Genomic DNA, 17,658 nt, shown 5'->3' on the forward strand with positions numbered 1-17,658 from the left:
GGGCAGGGCAGAGCAGGCGACGAGGGCCGAGTGCGGCGGGGCGGCCGACCCTGGCGTGCTAGCACGAACGGTGCAGCTCGACAGGCAGCGGCAGAGGGCCGCTGGGGGCGCCCCTCCGTCACCGGAGGGTCCGGCCAGCTATCCGGACCGCTATCCGGACCGTCCCGGCCGACCACCCCGACCGCTGTCCGACGACGTGGGGCCCCACAGACGACACCGGTACGCAGCCGGCGCCGGGGAGAGCGTGGGCTGCGTACCGGTGTCCGGCGACAGGTCAGGCGGTCTCGTTGAGCGGCCGGTCCACCCAGCTCATCATGTCGCGCAGCTTCTTGCCGGTCTCCTCGATCGGGTGCGCGGCACTCTCGGCCTGCCACTTGGCGAAGTTCGGCCGGCCGGCGTCGTCCTCGGCGATCCACTCGCGGGCGAACTCGCCGGACTGGATCTCGCTGAGGATCTTGCGCATCTCGTCCTTGACCCGGGCGTCGATCACCCGCGGGCCACGCGAGTAGTCGCCGTACTCGGCGGTGTCGGAGATGCTGTACCGCATCCGGGCGATGCCGCCCTCGTACATCAGGTCGACGATCAGCTTCAGCTCGTGCAGGCACTCGAAGTAGGCGACCTCCGGGGCGTACCCGGCCTCGGTGAGCACCTCGAAACCGGTCTGCACCAGCGCCGACGCCCCACCGCAGAGCACCGCCTGCTCGCCGAAGAGGTCGGTCTCGGTCTCCTCCTTGAAGGTGGTCCGGATCACGCCGGCCCGGGTACCGCCGATGCCCTTGGCGTACGCCAGGGCCAGGGCGAGCGCGTTGCCGCTGGCGTCCTGCTCGACGGCGACCAGGCAGGGCACGCCCTTGCCGTCGACGTACTGGCGGCGGACCAGGTGACCGGGGCCCTTCGGGGCGACCATCGCCACGTCCACGTCGGCCGGCGGGGTGATCAGCCCGTACCGGATGTTGAGGCCGTGGCCGAAGAAGAGCGCCTTGCCCGCGGTCAGGTTGGGCTCGATCGCCTCGGCGTAGAGCGCCCGCTGGGCGGTGTCCGGAGCGAGCACCATGATCACGTCGGCCTCGGCCGCCGCCTCGGCGGGCGTGAGCACCCGCAGACCCTGCTCCTCCGCCTTGGCCCGGCTCTTCGAACCCTCCGGCAGGCCGATCACCACGTCGACCCCGGAGTCGCGCAGGGACAGGGCGTGCGCGTGGCCCTGGCTGCCGTAACCGAGCACGGCGACCTTCTTGGCCTGGATCAGGCCCAGGTCGGCGTCGTCGTCGTAGTACACCTGAACGCTCATTGACTTCCCTTTCGTACGGCGGTCCTGCTGCGGCCCGTCGTGGACTGAGTGGCCTGACGGCCGGAGAAAACTAGGCGGCGCGCAGCGCCGGGCCGGCGGTGATCGAGCGGGAGCCCCGACCGATCGCCACCAGACCGGACTGGACCATTTCCTTGATGCCGAACGGCTCCAGATCGCGCAGCAGCGCGTCCAGCTTGTCGGGCGTACCGGTGGCCTCGATGGTCAACGTGTCCGGGGCGACGTCGACCACCCGGGCCCGGAAGAGGTTGACCGTCTCCAGTACCTGCGACCGGGCCACCCGGTCGGCCCGCACCTTGACCAGGAGCAGTTCCCGGGCCACCGAGACCCCCGGGTCCAGCTCGACGATCTTGAGTACGTTGACCAACTTGTTGAGCTGCTTGGTCACCTGCTCCAGCGGGGACGACTCGGCGTTGACCACGATGGTGATCCGGGAGACGTCCGGGTTCTCCGTCTCACCGACGGCCAGGCTGTCGATGTTGAACCCGCGCCGGGAGAAGAGCCCGGAGACCCGGGCCAGGACACCCGGCTTGTTCTCCACCAGCACCGAGAGCGTGTGCATCGTCATTGTCTGCTTCTCTGCTTTCTGAAGGTCACGGTCTGCTTCCCCGGGTACGGGCGGGGATCAGACGTCGTCCTCGTCGAAGACCGGACGGACACCGCGGGCGAACATGATCTCGTCGTTGCTGGTGCCGGCGGCCACCATCGGCCAGACCATGGCGTCCTTGCCGACCACGAAGTCGATCACGACGGGGGCGTCGTTGATGGCCATCGCGGCCTCGATGGTCTTGTCCACGTCGGCGGCGTTCTCGCAGCGTAGACCGACACAGCCGAGCGCCTCGGCGAGCTTGACGAAATCCGGGATGCGGTGCTTGTGGGTACCCAGCTCGGTGTTGGAGTAGCGCTCCCCGTAGAACAGGGTCTGCCACTGCCGGACCATGCCCAGGTTGCCGTTGTTGATCACGGCAACCTTGATCGGGATGCCCTCCAGGGCGCAGGTCGCCAGTTCCTGGTTGGTCATCTGGAAGCAGCCGTCGCCGTCCACCGCCCAGACCGTGGTGTCCGGCCTGCCCACCTTGGCGCCCATGGCCGCCGGGACGGCGTACCCCATGGTGCCGAGACCGCCCGAGTTGAGCCAGGTGTACGGCTTCTCGTAGGAGATGAACTGCGAGGCCCACATCTGGTGCTGCCCCACCCCGGCCACGTAGACCGCGTCCGGGCCGACGATCTCGCCCAGCCGCTTGATCACGTACTGCGGGGCGAGGGTGCCGTCGGCCGGCTCGTCGTACCCGAGCGGGTACCGCTGGCGCAGATCGTCGAGCTGCGCCCACCAGTCGGTCTGGTCCCCGATCCGGCCGGTGGCCCGTTCGGCGGTGACCGCACCGATCAGCTCCTCGATCACCTGCTTGGCGTCGCCGACGATCGGCACGTCGACGGCCCGGTTCTTGCCGATCTCGGCCGGGTCGATGTCGGCGTGCACCACGGCCGCGCCGGGGGCGAAGGAGTCCAGCTTGCCGGTGACCCGGTCGTCGAACCGGGCGCCCAGCGCCACGATCAGGTCCGACTTCTGCAGGCCGTAGACCGCCGCCACGGTGCCGTGCATGCCCGGCATGCCGAGGTGCTGCGGGTGCGAGTCGGGGAACGCACCCCGGGCCATCAGCGTGGTGACCACCGGGATGCCGGTCAGCTCGGCGAGCTGGCGCAGCGCCTCGGTGGCGCCGGCCTTGAGCACGCCGCCGCCGACGTAGAGCACCGGCCGGCGGGCCGCGGTCATCAGCCGGGCCGCCTCGCGGATCTGCTTGCCGTGCGGGTGCACGGTCGGCCGGTAGCCGGGCAGGTCCAGGGTGGGCGGCCAGGTGAAGGTGGTCTGCGCCTGGAGCACGTCCTTGGGGATGTCCACCAGCACCGGGCCGGGCCGGCCGGTCGAGGCCAGGTGGAACGCCTCGGCGAGCACCCGGGGGATCTCCTCGGCGGTCTGCACCAGGAAGTTGTGCTTGGTGATCGGCAGGGTGATGCCCTGGATGTCCGCCTCCTGGAAGGCGTCCGTACCGATCGACGGCCGGGCCACCTGGCCGGTGATCGCGACGATCGGCACCGAGTCCATGTACGCGTCGGCGATCGGGGTGACCAGGTTGGTGGCCCCCGGACCGGAGGTGGCGATGCAGACGCCCACCCGGCCGGTGGCCTGGGCGTAGCCGGTGGCGGCGTGACCGGCGCCCTGCTCGTGCCGGACCAGGATGTGCCGGACGGTGGAGTCGTAGAGCGGGTCGTACGCCGGCAGGATCGCCCCGCCGGGGATGCCGAACGCCACGTCGACGCCGAGCGCCTCAAGAGAACGGACCAGCGAGCCCGCGCCGGAGACCTCGACAGGCGCTTCGGCGCGTACCCCGTTGGCGGCGGCGGACGGGCGCGGCGCGGCCCCGACGGGCTGGTCGGTGTCGCGGGCCGGGTCGGCGACCGACCGGGCCCGCCGGGTGGAATGGGCGAGGGTCTCGGGCGTGGGTCTCGTCATGACGGTTCAGGCCTTCGGCTCGGGTGGTGACTCGTGAAGCGATGCAATGCGGGGGATGCCCGCCCCGACTTCTCCAACGGCAATAAAAACGGCCCTCGTGCAGATGCACGGGGCCAGCGCACTCTCAGCGGGGAGAGTGCGCTCAGGGAAGTACTCGGAACGACCGGCTCGACGACATGCGGTCAAGACTGCCCCATCTCACGCGATGAGTCAACTGATCTCAGATGTTGGACGGAGGAATCACTCCGGAGGAGGACTGGTCGTCCTCGGCAACCCGGTTGACCTGCTCCGACGTCGGATCGGGCGCGGACGGACCCCGAGGCGCCGGAGCCGGTGGCAACGCGGGACGCAGGGGTGCCGGCCGGGCCCCCGAGGTGGCCGCCTCCAGCATGGCCTCCAGGTGTTCGGCCGGTACCCCCCAGCCGAAGAGCTGCCCCTGACCGAACCGGCAACCGGCGGCCACCACCGCCGCCATCTCGGTGCGGTTCGTCACGCCCTCGGCGATCACCTCAAGACCCAACTGGTGCCCCAGCCGCATCACCACGTCCACCATCGGCGCGAAGGCCGGGCCGTCCCGGTCCACCGGACGGACCGGCTCGTGCTCGGCGACCAGACTGTGGTCGATCTTGAGAATGTCGATCGGCAGCCGGCGCAGCTGCCCCAGGGACGAGTACCCGGCCCCGAAGTCGTCCAACGCGATCCGCACCCCGGTCAGCCGCAACGCGGACAGCCGGGCGATCAGCTCGTCCACGTCGTCGGCGACGGTGTGCTCGGTCACCTCCAGCACCAGCCGCTGCGGCGGTACCCGGTGCGCCCGCAACGCGTCGGCCACCTGGTCGACGTACTGCGGGGCGTGCAGCTCGCGGGGCGACACGTTGACCGACAACCAGACGTCGTGACCGTCGGCGAGCCAGCGGGAGAGCTGGTGGCACGCCTGGTGCAGCACCCAGTTGCCCAGCCGGGCGATCATCCCGCACTCCTCGGCCAGCGGGATGAACTCGTCCGGCCGGACGTTGCCCAGCTCCGGATGGTGCCAACGGAGCAGGGCCTCCGCGCCGACCGGCCGCACCGAGGGGACCGCCACCACCGGCTGGAAGGCCAGCCGCAGCTCGTCCCGCTCGATCGCGCCGCGCAACTCGTGCTCCAGCGTGGTCCGGCGACGCAGCAGCGTGTCGTAGGCCACGTCGTACCGCTCGACCCGGTTCTTGCCGCTCTGCTTGGCGTACCGCAGGGCCAGGTCCGCGTTGCGCAGCAGCACCTCGACGTCGGACTCCCCCGCGTCGCCGGCCAGGCCGATGCTCACCGACAGGAAGACCGGCCCGCCCGGCTGGTCGTACGGGCGGCTGAGCACCCCGAGCAGCCGCTCGGCGACCCGCAGCGCCTCCTCCGGCCGGGCCCGCATCAGCACCGCGAACTCGTCCCCGCCGAGCCGGGCCGGCAGGTCCCCGGGACGCAGGTTGCCCCGCAGCCGGTTGCCCACCTCGACCAGGACCGCGTCCCCCGCGTCGTGGCCGTGCAGGTCGTTGACGTTCTTGAAGCCGTCGAGGTCCAGGGCGAGCAGCACACACCGGCCCCGGTCGCCGATGGCCTGGTGCAGGGCGCGCAGCAGGCCCCGCCGGTTGGCCAGCCCGGTCAGCGGGTCGCTGTGCGCCAGCTCACGGAAGTGCGCCTCCCGCTCGGCCAGCCGGCCCGCGTAGCCGCGCAGGTCCCGCAGCGTGACGTGCTGCCGGGCCACCAGCGCGAAGCCCTCCAGGCTGCCGGCGACGATGCCGTACGCGTCGAAGTCGCCGTGGCGCAGCAGGTGGTACATGGCGGACAGCGCCATGGCGAGCATCGGCACGAAGGCGTACCCGCTGTCCCGCCGGACCTCGTCGACGTCCACCGAGCCCAGCGGCCCCGGGTCCCAGCCGACCAGGGCACAGGTCAGCAGGCCCCCGGCGAGCACCAGGGCGCCCGTGCAGGCCAGCGCGAGCCCGCCCTGGCACAGCCCGGAGGCCAGGCCGAGCCCACCGGCGCTGACCCCGGTGATGCCGACGGCCAGCCCGGCCAACCGGCGCCGGGGCCGGGTGACCCGCAGCACGATGGTCAGGGTCAGCCCGGCGGAGAGCGCCGTCGTCGCCGTGGCCAGCAGAATGGGCAGGCAGGCCATCGGGGTGACGTCGCCGAGCAGCCGGGTCGGCTCGGTGAAGACCACCCAGCCGACGAACCAGAGCGCGGTACCCATGATGACCCCGTCCAGCACCAGCCGGACGGCGGCGGCCCGGGTACCGACGACACCGGGCAGGCGCAGCAGGCCGGCGCAGGAGAGCAGACCGCTCAGCGACATGCCGACCGCGACCACGGTGGCCAGGTCGGTACGCGGATCCTGGTGCCGGTCACCGCCGTTGAGCAGGAGCACCGCGCCGACCAGACCGAGCAGCAGGGTGAGCAGCCCGGCCACCGCACCGGCCGCCAGGAGGCCGTACGCCCCGCCCCGGCGGCGCGCCGCGACGACCAGCAGTACGGTGGCGAGGGCGGCAGCGGCCCCGCTCGTCGACGCGACGACCATCATCCCCGGGGTGAGGTGCACGCATCAACTGTGCCGGATCCCGCAACCCGGCGCCGGACCGGGTGTGCAACTGTTGGGACGCAACGGGTGGGGCGCCGGTCGTACGGCGTCGGCGGTGGCACACTGGGCCCATGCCTGACCTGCGGTCGAAGACCTCCACGCACGGCCGGACCATGGCCGGTGCCCGGGCCCTGTGGCGGGCCACCGGGATGACCGACGACGACTTCGGCAAGCCGATCGTCGCCATCGCCAACAGCTTCACCCAGTTCGTACCGGGGCACGTACACCTCAAGGACATGGGTGGGCTGGTCGCCGACGCGGTCGCCGAGGCCGGCGGGGTGGGTCGGGAGTTCAACACCATCGCGGTCGACGACGGCATCGCCATGGGCCACGGCGGGATGCTCTACTCGCTGCCCAGCCGGGAGCTGATCGCCGACGCGGTGGAGTACATGGTCAACGCGCACTGCGCGGACGCCCTGGTCTGCATCTCGAACTGCGACAAGATCACCCCCGGGATGCTGCTGGCCGCGCTGCGGCTGAACATCCCGACCGTCTTCGTCTCCGGTGGGCCGATGGAGGCGGGCAAGACGGTCGCCATCGAGGGCATCGTGCACTCCAAGATCGACCTGATCGACGCGATGATCGCCTCGTCGAACGACGCGGTCACCGACGCCCAGCTCGGCGAGATCGAACGCTCCGCCTGCCCCACCTGCGGCTCCTGCTCCGGCATGTTCACCGCCAACTCGATGAACTGCCTCACCGAGGCGATCGGGCTCGCGCTGCCCGGCAACGGCTCGACGCTGGCCACCCACGCCGCCCGCCGGTCACTGTTCGTCGAGGCCGGCCGCACCGTCGTGGAGATCGCCAAGCGGTGGTACGACGGGGACGACGCCTCGGTGCTGCCCCGGGCCATCGCCTCCCGGGCCGCGTTCGAGAACGCGGTCGCCCTGGACGTGGCGATGGGCGGCTCCACCAACACGGTGCTGCACCTGCTCGCCGCCGCCCGCGAGGCCGAGCTGGACTTCGGCGTCGCCGACATCGACGCCATCTCCCGCCGGGTGCCCTGCCTGGCCAAGGTCGCACCGAACTCGCCGAACTACCACATGGAGGACGTGCACCGGGCCGGCGGCATCCCGGCCATCCTCGGCGAACTGGACCGGGCCGGGCTGCTCAACCGGGACGTGCACGCGGTACACGCGCCGAACCTGACGCAGTGGCTGGCCGACTGGGACGTCCGGGGCGGTGCCGCCCGGCCGGAGGCGGTCGAGTTGTTCCACGCGGCACCCGGTGGGGTACGCACCACCGAGCCGTTCTCCACCACCAACCGCTGGTCCACCCTGGACACCGACGCGGCCGGCGGCTGCATCCGGGACCGGGAACACGCCTACTCCGCCGACGGCGGGTTGGCCATCCTGCACGGCAACCTGGCCCCGGCCGGCTGTGTGGTGAAGACCGCCGGGGTACCCGAGGAGTGCCTGGCCTTCCGGGGCCCGGCCAAGGTCTACGAGTCGCAGGACGACGCCGTCGAAGCCATCCTCGGCGGGCGGATCGTCGCCGGGGACGTGGTGGTCATCCGCTACGAAGGGCCGAAGGGCGGGCCCGGCATGCAGGAGATGCTCTACCCGACCTCGTTCCTCAAGGGCCGTGGCCTGGGCCGGGCCTGCGCGCTGCTCACCGACGGCCGGTTCTCCGGTGGCACCTCCGGGCTCTCCATCGGGCACGTCTCCCCCGAGGCCGCCTCCGGTGGGCTGATCGCCCTGGTCGCCGACGGCGACGAGATCGTCATCGACATCCCGGGCCGGTCCATCGAGCTGAACGTACCGGCCGACGTGCTCGACGCCCGCCGGGTCGCCCAGGACAAGCGCGACAAGCCGTACACCCCGGTGGACCGGGAGCGGCCGGTCTCCGCCGCCCTGCGCGCGTACGCCTCGATGGCCACCTCCGCCAGCGACGGCGCCTACCGCCGCGTCGACTGAGCGGTAAGGAAGGGCCCCTTCTTAACGTTTTCGGTAGAGGAAGGGGCCCTTCTTAACACCTTCGACAGCGCGTCGGACCGGACGACATCCCTCGTGTCACACGTCGTACGGAACCTGCGCTGCCGGACGGCGCCTACGAACCCGCACCGCCCTCGCCGGCTTCCGGCAACCGGTCAGAAGCCGCAGTGGACGTCGCTGCCCCGGTCGCTCAGCAGGTCGTCGCGGATCCAGCCCTGCACCCCGGTGGTGTCGTTACGGACGTACGTCCAGCTGTAGCCGTCGTTCCCCCACGTGTAGCAGTGGTAGTCCAGCACGTGGCTGGAGTAGGCGATCCCCTTGCTCGTGCAGCCGGTGCTGCTACCGCTGCGGATGTTGGCCCCGTTGGCCGACTTGACCCAACCGCTGCCGTCCTTGTCGCTGGCCGTCTTGCCGCAGGTCGCGTGCGCCGAAGCCGGGCCCGTGACGATCACCGGAGTGATCGTCACTGCGGTCAGCAGCACCGCCGCTCCGAGCGCCCCCCGCTTGTGCAGTCGCATGTGGTCCTCCTTCATCCGGCGGATCGAATATCCGCGTCACCGCCGAAACTACCGACTGCACACGGGTGGATCTGTCAGCGATTCAAGTAGACAATTGTCAATTAGCTACTTGCCTGCAATTTCCATCCGAATCACATCGGGGCGCACTGCCGGCGGTCCCAGCGACGACTGCGGCAATCATCCGCCCTCGACAACCGAGGCACCAGCAGCGATGATCTTCCCGGCAGCCGGCAACCGGCTCGGCTACGCCCCGGGAAGGGTGGCTCCGGAAACACGATCGAAAATGCCGCCCACACCGATTCCCACCTTGTAAGGTCGGACGCCTCCTGCCGGCATCGGAACCAATATCCGCGTTCCATTCCGGCATATTCCATGTTGCACAGGAGGCGGCAGAATGTTGCAGAGCAGGACTGGGCGTGAGCAGATGACCGAGGAAAGCGGGTCGACGGTACCCCGCCGGCAGCTCGGACGGATGCTCCGGCAACTCCGCGTCGAGGCCCGGATGACCCTCGACGGCGTGGCAGCGGAACTGGAGTGCAGTCGCCAGAAGCTCTGGCGCATGGAGAGCGGCGTCGGTGCCGTCCGCGCCGTCGACGTCAAGGGACTCTGCGACCTGTACGAGGTACGACCGGAACTGCGTACGGCGCTGATCGGGCTGGCCGGGGAAACCAGGGCACGGGGCTGGTGGCACGCGTACGGCGACGCGGTACCCGAGTGGTTCCAGCTCTACGTCGGCCTGGAGAACGCGGCTTCCCACTTCAGACGCTTCGACGAGTCGCTGATCCCTGGCCTGCTCCAGAGCCGGGGCTACGCGAACGCGGTGTACCAGCACCGGGCGGAGGTCACCGAGACCGAACGGCAGCGGCTGGTCGAGATCCGGTTGCAACGCCAGGCACTGCTGGACCGACGGTTGCCGGCAGCTCCGCAACTGGACGTCGTCCTCGCCGAGGCCGCGCTGCTCCGGGTGGTGGGCGACCACGCCACGATGGTCGAGCAACTCCGGAAGCTGTTGGCCGACGCCGAACGCCCGAACGTCTCGATCCGGGTGCTCCCGCTCACCGCCGGGCTGCACCGGGGCGTGGAGGCCGGCACGTTCGTCATGCTCGACTTTCCCGCCGGCCACCGCAGCACACCCGAACCACCCGTCGTCTACTGCGAGTCGTGGACCGGCGCGCTCTATCTGGACCGGCCGCAGGAGTACGCCGCCTACGAAGACGTCTGGTCGAGCCTGCGCTCCCTCGCCCTCGATGAGGGACAATCAGAGAAACTGATCAATAGGATCATTGGGGAGGTTCACCATGGTTGACCTGACCGGCGCCCGGTGGCGGAAGAGCACCCGCAGCGGCAGCAACGGCGGGGATTGCGTCGAGGTCGCCGACAACCTGGCCGGTGTGGTCGCCGTGCGGGACAGCAAGGACCCCGCCGGACCCGTGCTCGCCTTCACCCCGGCCGCTTGGGCTCGTTTCATCCGGTCGACCGGGCGCCGCTGACCCGCGTACCCCTGAAGGAGCAGGCCCCCGGCGGACCCGCCGGGGGCCGGTCACCGCTACCGGGACGGAGCTGGGTCCGTCGGGGCCGGGTAACGGCGGGCGACCTCCACCAGCTTCTCGCGCGCCGCCGCCAGCAGATCGATGCCGAGTACGTCCGCCAACCGGACCAGGTAGCTCAGCACGTCGGCCATCTCGGCGCGTACCCGTGCGCCCGCCGCCGGGTCGGTCATCACCTGCGCCGACTCCTCCGGGGTCAGCCACTGGAACTCGGCGAGCAGCTCACCCGCCTCCCCGGCGAGCGCCATCGCCAGGTTCTTCGGCGTGTGGAAGGGCTGCCAGTCCCGCTCGTCGGCGAAAGCCCGGAGCTGGTCGGCGTACTCGGCGAGACTGCCGGGCACCGGTCGGATGTCCATGCCGACCGACGATAGCGGCGCGTTCCGCCTCGTGGCTGACGGGTCGGCGGGCCTGATTCGCACAGGTGTTAACAAGGGGCCCTTCCTCTACCGAAAACGTTAAGCGGGGGCCCTTCCTCACATGTTGACGACCTGGTCGATGACCAGTTGTGCGGCGCCCATGACGCCGACGTCGGGACCGACGGTGACCCGTTCGATGAGCAGGGTCTCGGTGGCCAGCGGCAGGCAGCGCTCGTAGAGGGTGGCCCGCATGCTGGCCAGCAGCGGTTCGCACTCGGCGAGCCGGCCGCCGATCGCGACGACCTGCGGGTTGAAGAAGTTGACCACCACGGCCAGGATCTCCCCGATCGAACGGCCGGCCTGCCGGGCCAGGGCGGTGGCGTGCCGGTCGCCGTCGTCGATGAGGCGCATCACCCCGGCCAGGTCGTCGACGGGTACGCCCTGCTCGCCGAGGGCCCGGACGAGGGCCGCGCCGCTGGCCACCGCCTCCAGGCAGCCGGTGTTGCCGCAGCTGCACAGGGGCGCCGGGTCGGTGGCCACGACCCGGCAGTGGCTGATGTCACCGGCGGAGCCCTGCGAGCCCCGGTGCAACTGTCCACCCGAGATGACCCCGGCTCCGATTCCGGTACCGGCCTTGATGTAGACGGCGTGGTCCAGTTCGGAGTGCACCGCGCGGTGGGTACCGAGGGCCATCAGGTTGGCGTCGTTGTCGACGACGACCGGCACGTCGGTGTGGTCCCGGCAGAACGCGGAGACATCGAAGCCGTTCCAGCCGGGCATCCGGGACGGGCTGACGATCCGGCCGGTGGGGTGCTGGACCGGGCCGGGGATGCCGATGCCGATCCCGCGCAGGGCACCACCGGCCGGCGGGGACTCCGGGCCGGGGCCGGAGCCCGCCGCGGAGTCCGGACCGGGTTCCGCTGCGGCCAGCGCGGTCACCTCGGCGAGAAGTTCACCGAGCACCACCTCCGGACCGTCGTCGATGCGTACCGGTCGGGAGCGCACTGAGACGACCTGGCCGGCGAGGTCGAGGGCGCCGATCCGGGCGTGGTGGGCGCCGAGGTCGATGGCGCCGATCACCGCACCGCCGGTGGGTACCGCGAGTTGCCGGGGGCGACGACCGCCCCGGGACTTGCCGGCGCCGGTCTCCTCCAGCAGCCCCTGGCTGATCAGCGCCTCGACGCGCTGGGAGACGGTCGACGGGGAGAGCCCGGAGAGCCGGGCCAGGTCCGCGCGGCTGACCGCTGCTCCGCTGGCCACCAGTCGGAGCAGGTCACGGGGGCCACCCCGGAGGAGGTCGCGCGGCGCGTCGTCAATCGTCACGGGTGGTTCTTAGCATCCCAACTTTGTCCCAGCAAGCTGTTGACTTAATTTTCAGGCTAGCTTTAGATGGCGACGTTGCTTCGCAGAACAGCAAACTTTGTTCGACTATCGCAGAAAGTGAGGCGAGTGGTGGCACCGACAACGGCACCGGACCTCGTCGGTCGGGCCTGGTCGCCGCAGCCCGACCGGCCGATGGTCACCGTCCATGGCCTGCACAAACGGTTCGGTCCACTGCACGTGCTCAAGGACGTCGACCTCACCGTGGCGGCGGGTGAGGTGGTGGTCGTCGTAGGGCCCTCCGGGTCCGGCAAGTCGACACTGTGCCGCTGCCTCAACCGACTGGAGGTGGCCAGCGCCGGCCGGATCGAGATCGACGGGGAACCGCTCCCCGCCGAGGGGCGTCAACTGGCCCGGCTCCGGGCCGACGTCGGCATGGTGTTCCAGTCGTTCAACCTCTTCGGGCACCGGACGATCCTGGACAACATCACCCTCGGACCGGTCAAGGTCCGCCGGATCGGCCGCGCCGAGGCCCGGAAACAGGCCATGGCCCTGCTCGACCGGGTCGGCATCGCCGACAAAGCCGACCGGTACCCCGCCCAGCTCTCCGGTGGCCAGCAGCAGCGGGCCGCCATCGCCCGGGCACTGGCCATGCGGCCCAAGGTCCTGCTCTTCGACGAGCCGACCTCGGCGCTCGACCCGGAGATGGTCAACGAGGTGCTCGACGTGATGGTCTCGCTGGCCGCCGAGGGGATGACCATGATCGTGGTCACCCACGAAATGGGCTTCGCCCGCCGGGCCGCCGACCGGGTCGTCTTCATGGACGACGGCCGGATCGTCGAGACCGCTCCTCCGGACGAGTTCTTCGCCGCTCCCCGCACCGAACGGGCACGGGACTTCCTTTCCAAGATCCTCCAGCACTGAACGCGGTACCCGTGCCCTGGCACGACCCGCACCGCCCCGCACGACCCTGCACCGCCCCGCACGACCCTGCACCGTCCCGCACGACCCTGCACCCCGAAACCCCCGGGAAACCGGGAACCCCGCACGGCCCCGAGATCACTCAGTTTCGACCCCCGACGGAGGGTGGCATGTCAATCCTGCACAACAGCCTGACCCGGCGGCGCTCGCTGGCGCTGGCCGCCGGTGCGCTGGCCGTCGCGCTCGGCGCGACCGCCTGCGGTGGCGGCGACCCGTCCACACCCGCCCTGCCCGGCAAGCCGGCCGGTGGTGGCGACCTGATCCAGGCGATCCTCGACGCCGCACCGGTCGCCACGGACGCGGAGATCCCGGCCGGCTCGACGATGGAGGCGATCCGCAAGCGCGGTCAGCTGATCATCGGCGGCTCGCTGGACGCCCCGCTGCTCGCCCAGCAGAACCCGGTCACCGGTCAGGTCGAGGGCTTCGACGCCGACCTGGCCAAGCTGCTGGCCAAGTACATCACCGGCAAGCCCGAGGTGAAGACGGTGACCATCGGCACCCAGACCCGGGAGGCGATGCTCCAGGCCAAGTCGGTGGACGCGGTCTTCCAGACCTACACGATCACCCCGCAGCGGGCCACCCAGGTCGCCTTCGCCGGCCCGTACCTCACCTCCGGCCTGGCGGTCGCGGTCCGCAAGGACGACACCTCGATCAAGAGCGCCAAGGACCTGAACGGCAAGACCGTCATCGTCGGCGCGAACACCCCTGCGGTCACCGCGCTGCCGGAGGTCGCCCCCGACGCGAAGCAGGTCGCCTTCGCCACCGACCCGCAGGCCATCCAGGCCCTGCTGCAGAACCGCGGTGACGCGTACGTGCAGGACTTCACGCTGCTCGCCTCGGGCGCCAAGGCCAACCCGGGGATGAAGGTGGTCGGCGAGCCGTTCACCAGTGAGCCCTACGGGATCGGCATCAACCGCGAGGACGCCCAGTTCAAGGAGTTCGTCAACAACTGGCTCAAGAAGATCCAGGCCGACGGCACCTGGGCCAAGGTGTGGAAGGCCACCCTCGGCTCGGTCGTGGAAGGCGACGCCCCGACCCCGCCGGTGATCGGCTCCGTCGAAGGCTCCTGAGGACCCGTACGCACCGATGGACGCCCTCACCGCACACCTGAGCGTACTCGGCCACGGGCTGGTCACGACGGTCCAGTTGACCGTCGTGACCACCATCGGCGCGATGCTGCTGGGCATCGTCGTGGCGACCCTGCGGATCAGTCCGGTCCCCCTGCTACGCACCATCGGCACGCTCTACGTCGAGGTGTTGCAGAACCTGCCACTGCTCGCCCTGCTGGTGCTCTTCGTCTTCGCACTGCCACAGATCGGCATCCAGTTCCCGCTCTTCACCTCGGCCGCCATCGTGATCGCGGCCTACCAGGGGGCGTACCTGGCCGAGGCGATCCGGGCCGGGATCAACACCGTCGGCAAGGGGCAGGCCGAGGCGGCCCGCGCCATCGGACTCACCTTCAGCCAGTCCCTGCGGTACGTCATCCTGCCGCAGGGACTGCGCGCGGTGATCCAGCCGATCGGCAACATCTGCATCGCACTGCTGATGAACACCTCGCTGGCCGCCGCCGTCGGGGTGGTCGAACTCACCCAGGCCGCCAACAACGTGAACCTGGTCGAGGCCCAGCCGATCCTCATCTTCACCGGCGCCGGTCTCGCCTACATGCTGCTGGCACTGATCATCGGTCAGTTCACCGGCCTGCTGGAACGAAGGCTGGCGATCGTCCGATGAACCAGACCCAACAGATCCTCTTCGACGAGCCCGGCCCCCGGGCCCGGCGGCGCATCCGGATCGCCACCGTGATCGGCGCGGTTGCCCTGGTCGGCGCGCTGGTCGCGGCGGTGCAGCAGTTCGCCAGTCACGGCGAGCTGGCCTGGTCCCGCTGGGAACCGTTCACCACCTGGCCGATCTGGCGGTACCTGCTCAACGGCCTCTGGGCAACCCTGAAGGCCGCCGCCGCGACGGCCGTACTCAGCGGCGTGTTCGGTCTGCTGCTGGCGCTCGGGCGGCTCTCCACCAACCGGCTGCTCCGCTGGCTGGCCGGCGGCTACGTGGAGATCTTCCGGACCGTACCGGCCCTGCTGCTGATCTACGTGACGCTCTTCGCGCTGCCCGCGTACGGGCTGAACTTCCCGCTGTTCTGGAAGCTCGTGGTACCGCTGGTGGTGTCCAACTCGGCGGCGTTCGCGGAGATCTTCCGGGCCGGCATCCAGGCCCTGGACCGGGGACAGACCGAGGCGGGACTCGCGGTCGGCCTGCGCCGGGGCCAGGTGCTGCGGCTGGTGGTCCTGCCGCAGGCCCTGCTCCAGCTCGCCCCGTCCCTGGTCAGCCAACTCGTCGGGCTACTCAAGGACACCTCGCTGGGTTTCGTGGTCAGCTACACCGAGCTGCTCTACAGCGGCCAGGTGCTCTCCACGTACACCCATCTGCTGATCCAGACCTTCCTCGTGGTGTCACTGATCTACCTGGCGGTCAACGCCTCGCTGTCGAAGTTCGCCCGGATACTCCAGGCCCGGAACGGCCGGCTCACCGGCCGGGGTGGGGTCCCTGCGGGCCCGGACACGCCGGCCGACCCGGCGTCACCATCCCCCGAAGGGAGCATCGCCCGGTGACCACCCACCGCTACGCCGAACTCGCCCGGGTCGTCCGGGGTGGGTTCGTCGAGAGCCGGCACTACGGCAGCGTGGTCGTCCTCGACCCGACCGGGGCGATCCGGCTCTCCGCCGGGGTACCCGACGAGCCGGTACTGCCGCGCTCCACGCTCAAGCCGGTCCAGGCCCTGGCCTGCCTGACCGCCGCCGCCGCCGATTGCACCGCCGACTCCACCGCCGCTGCCGCGAGGCTGGTCGACGCGCTGCGGTACGGGCCTGCGCTGGCCATCGCGGCCGGTAGCCACACCGGGGACGACCGGCACGTCGAGCTGGTACGCGAACTGCTCGCCACCGCCTCGCTGACCGACGACGCGCTGGGCTGCCCGGAGGACTGGCCGGAGGACGAGGCGACCCGGGAACGACTGATCCGCACCGGCGCACCCCGGGCCCGGGTACGGATGAACTGTTCCGGCAAGCATGCGGCGATGCTGGTCGCCTGCGTCGCCCGGACCTGGCCGACGCGGGACTACCTGGACCCGGCGCACCCGTTGCAGCGCCACATCGCCGACACCGTCAGCCGGCTGGCCGGTACCCCGGTCGGTCCGGTCACCGTGGACGGCTGCGGTGCCCCACTGTTCGGACTGCCGTTGACCGGACTGGCCCGGACCTTCCAGGCCCTGGTGTCGGCCCCGGAGGGAAGCCCCGAGGCACAGGTGGCCGACGCGATGCGGGCGCATCCGGCGTACGTCGGCGGCTGGCACGGCCACCCCAACACCGACCTGATGCGGGCCCTGCCCGGGGTGCTCGCCAAGGGCGGCGCCGAAGGCGTACTCGGGGTGGCGACCCCGGACGGCCACGCGGTGGCGGTGAAGGTCGTCGACGGCAGCCCCCGGGCCACCACGGTGATCGCCCTCGCCGCCCTCGACGCAGCCGGCGTACCGGTCACCGGCGCCGACCCGCTACGGCAGGTACCGGTGCTCGGCGGCGGCGAGCCGATCGGTGCCGTCACCGCCACCATCGACTGGACCACACCCCGATCGACCCAGAGGACAGACTGATGACCACATTCGAGATCTGCATCGACAGCGTGGAGGGCGCGGTCGCCGCCGAGGAGGCCGGCGCCGACCGCGTGGAACTCTGCTGCGCGCTCTTCGAAGGCGGGTTGACGCCCAGCATCGGCACCATCGAGACGGCGCTGCGTACCGTCAACCGGATCCGGGTGCACGTCATCGTCCGGCCACGTGCCGGTGACTTCATCTACTCGCCGCCCGAGGTCGACGCGATGGTCCGGGACGTGTCGGCGGCGGTGGCAGCCGGTGCGCACGGCGTGGTGATCGGCGCGTTGACCGCCGAGGGCGACATCGACGTACCGACCACCCGGCGGCTCATCGAGGCAGCCGGCGGGGTGAGCATCACCTTCCACCGGGCGTTCGACATGGTGCGCGACCCGTTCGCCGCGCTGGAGCAGCTCATCGACCTGGGCGTGGACCGGGTCCTCACCTCCGGCCAGGAGGTGAGCGTGCTGGAGGGGGCACCCCTGATCGCCGAACTGGTCCGGCGCGCCGACCGGCGGATCATCGTCATGCCGGGCGGGGGCATCACCCCGCGCAACATCGCCCGGATCATCGAGGCCACCCGCGCCGAGGAGTACCACTTCGCCGCTCTGGTGAAATCGGACAGTCCGGCGGTGCACCGCAACCCGGCCCCGTTGATGGGCGGGGTACTGCACCGCCCCGAGTACGAGCGCTCCGGTACCTCGACGGCCCTGGTCAGCCAGGTCCTCACCGCCGCCCAGAGCTAGAAAGGGATGTAAGGAAGGGCCCCCTATTAACGTTTTCGGTAGAGGAAGGGCCCCTTGTTATTGAGCAGTAGCCCAAACATGCCGTGATCGTTGGGTGTGTATGGGTGTTGTGGTGCGTGATACGCGGTCGCTTTCCCCTGCGGCGCAGGAGGATTTGCGTCGCAGGGTGGTGGCGGCGGTCAAG

General features: G+C 70.6%; 16 protein-coding genes. 9 read left to right on the forward strand and 7 right to left on the reverse strand.

Annotated features, from left to right (window positions below; all coding sequences use genetic code 11):
• Positions 1 to 274: 274 nt before the first annotated feature.
• From ilvC to GSF22_RS16815, 4 genes are all read right to left on the reverse strand, one after another.
• Complete coding sequence (ilvC, locus tag GSF22_RS16800; RefSeq protein WP_208814527.1) at positions 275 to 1,288, reverse strand: ketol-acid reductoisomerase; 1,014 nt, start codon at positions 1,286 to 1,288, stop codon at positions 275 to 277.
• 70 nt (positions 1,289 to 1,358) lie between these two features.
• Positions 1,359 to 1,874, reverse strand: a complete 516-nt coding sequence (gene ilvN, locus GSF22_RS16805; protein WP_208814528.1) for an acetolactate synthase small subunit — start codon at positions 1,872 to 1,874, stop codon at positions 1,359 to 1,361.
• 57 nt (positions 1,875 to 1,931) lie between these two features.
• On the reverse strand, positions 1,932 to 3,818 hold the full coding sequence (locus tag GSF22_RS16810) for an acetolactate synthase large subunit (protein WP_208814529.1): 1,887 nt from the start codon (positions 3,816 to 3,818) through the stop codon (positions 1,932 to 1,934).
• Positions 3,819 to 4,038: 220 nt separating this feature from the next.
• On the reverse strand, positions 4,039 to 6,369 hold the full coding sequence (locus tag GSF22_RS16815) for a putative bifunctional diguanylate cyclase/phosphodiesterase (protein WP_208814541.1): 2,331 nt from the start codon (positions 6,367 to 6,369) through the stop codon (positions 4,039 to 4,041).
• A 128-nt stretch (positions 6,370 to 6,497) separates the two neighbouring features.
• Here GSF22_RS16815 and ilvD point away from each other — a divergent pair, with 128 nt between their 5' ends.
• The gene (ilvD, locus tag GSF22_RS16820) at positions 6,498 to 8,342 is read left to right on the forward strand and encodes a dihydroxy-acid dehydratase (protein WP_208814530.1); all 1,845 of its coding nucleotides are present in this window, start codon (positions 6,498 to 6,500) and stop codon (positions 8,340 to 8,342) included.
• Positions 8,343 to 8,515: 173 nt separating this feature from the next.
• Here the strand turns inward: ilvD and GSF22_RS16825 are convergent, their stop codons facing one another.
• On the reverse strand, positions 8,516 to 8,878 hold the full coding sequence (locus tag GSF22_RS16825; protein WP_208814531.1) for a hypothetical protein: 363 nt from the start codon (positions 8,876 to 8,878) through the stop codon (positions 8,516 to 8,518).
• A 424-nt stretch (positions 8,879 to 9,302) separates the two neighbouring features.
• On the opposite strand from GSF22_RS16825, the gene GSF22_RS16830 reads away from it, so the two are divergent.
• Positions 9,303 to 10,184, forward strand: a complete 882-nt coding sequence (locus tag GSF22_RS16830) for a helix-turn-helix domain-containing protein (RefSeq protein ID WP_208814532.1) — start codon at positions 9,303 to 9,305, stop codon at positions 10,182 to 10,184.
• Positions 10,177 to 10,368: a DUF397 domain-containing protein gene (locus GSF22_RS16835; RefSeq protein WP_208814533.1), complete on the forward strand. Its 192-nt coding sequence runs from the start codon at positions 10,177 to 10,179 to the stop codon at positions 10,366 to 10,368. Before GSF22_RS16830 ends, GSF22_RS16835 begins: the two co-directional genes overlap by 8 nt.
• Positions 10,369 to 10,424: 56 nt before the next feature.
• Here GSF22_RS16835 and GSF22_RS16840 read toward each other — a convergent pair whose 3' ends face one another.
• Together GSF22_RS16840 and GSF22_RS16845 are read right to left on the reverse strand one after the other, a co-directional pair.
• Complete coding sequence (locus tag GSF22_RS16840; protein WP_208814534.1) at positions 10,425 to 10,781, reverse strand: nucleotide pyrophosphohydrolase; 357 nt, start codon at positions 10,779 to 10,781, stop codon at positions 10,425 to 10,427.
• Between the two features lie 117 nt (positions 10,782 to 10,898).
• Entirely contained in the window at positions 10,899 to 12,104 is a 1,206-nt protein-coding gene (locus GSF22_RS16845; protein WP_208814535.1) for an ROK family transcriptional regulator, read from the reverse strand.
• A 192-nt stretch (positions 12,105 to 12,296) separates the two neighbouring features.
• Here GSF22_RS16845 and GSF22_RS16850 point away from each other — a divergent pair, with 192 nt between their 5' ends.
• From GSF22_RS16850 to GSF22_RS16875, 6 genes are all read left to right on the forward strand, one after another.
• On the forward strand, positions 12,297 to 13,025 hold the full coding sequence (locus tag GSF22_RS16850; protein WP_208814542.1) for an amino acid ABC transporter ATP-binding protein: 729 nt from the start codon (positions 12,297 to 12,299) through the stop codon (positions 13,023 to 13,025).
• A 167-nt stretch (positions 13,026 to 13,192) separates the two neighbouring features.
• The gene (locus GSF22_RS16855) at positions 13,193 to 14,152 is read left to right on the forward strand and encodes a glutamate ABC transporter substrate-binding protein (protein ID WP_208814536.1); all 960 of its coding nucleotides are present in this window, start codon (positions 13,193 to 13,195) and stop codon (positions 14,150 to 14,152) included.
• A 16-nt stretch (positions 14,153 to 14,168) separates the two neighbouring features.
• Positions 14,169 to 14,813, forward strand: coding sequence for an amino acid ABC transporter permease (locus tag GSF22_RS16860; RefSeq protein WP_208814537.1), 645 nt, complete (start codon positions 14,169 to 14,171; stop codon positions 14,811 to 14,813).
• Positions 14,810 to 15,694: an amino acid ABC transporter permease gene (locus GSF22_RS16865; protein ID WP_208814538.1), complete on the forward strand. Its 885-nt coding sequence runs from the start codon at positions 14,810 to 14,812 to the stop codon at positions 15,692 to 15,694. Before GSF22_RS16860 ends, GSF22_RS16865 begins: the two co-directional genes overlap by 4 nt.
• Positions 15,691 to 16,731 carry an asparaginase gene (locus GSF22_RS16870; protein WP_208814539.1) on the forward strand — a complete coding sequence of 347 codons (1,041 nt, stop codon included), beginning with the start codon at positions 15,691 to 15,693 and terminating at the stop codon, positions 16,729 to 16,731. The genes GSF22_RS16865 and GSF22_RS16870 overlap by 4 nt, the downstream gene beginning before the upstream one ends.
• Positions 16,731 to 17,474, forward strand: a complete 744-nt coding sequence (locus GSF22_RS16875) for a copper homeostasis protein CutC (protein ID WP_208814540.1) — start codon at positions 16,731 to 16,733, stop codon at positions 17,472 to 17,474. Before GSF22_RS16870 ends, GSF22_RS16875 begins: the two co-directional genes overlap by 1 nt.
• Positions 17,475 to 17,658 lie beyond the last annotated feature (184 nt).

Source organism: Micromonospora echinofusca, assembly GCF_017614955.1.
Taxonomy (GTDB): Bacteria; Actinomycetota; Actinomycetes; order Mycobacteriales; family Micromonosporaceae; genus Micromonospora; species Micromonospora echinofusca_A.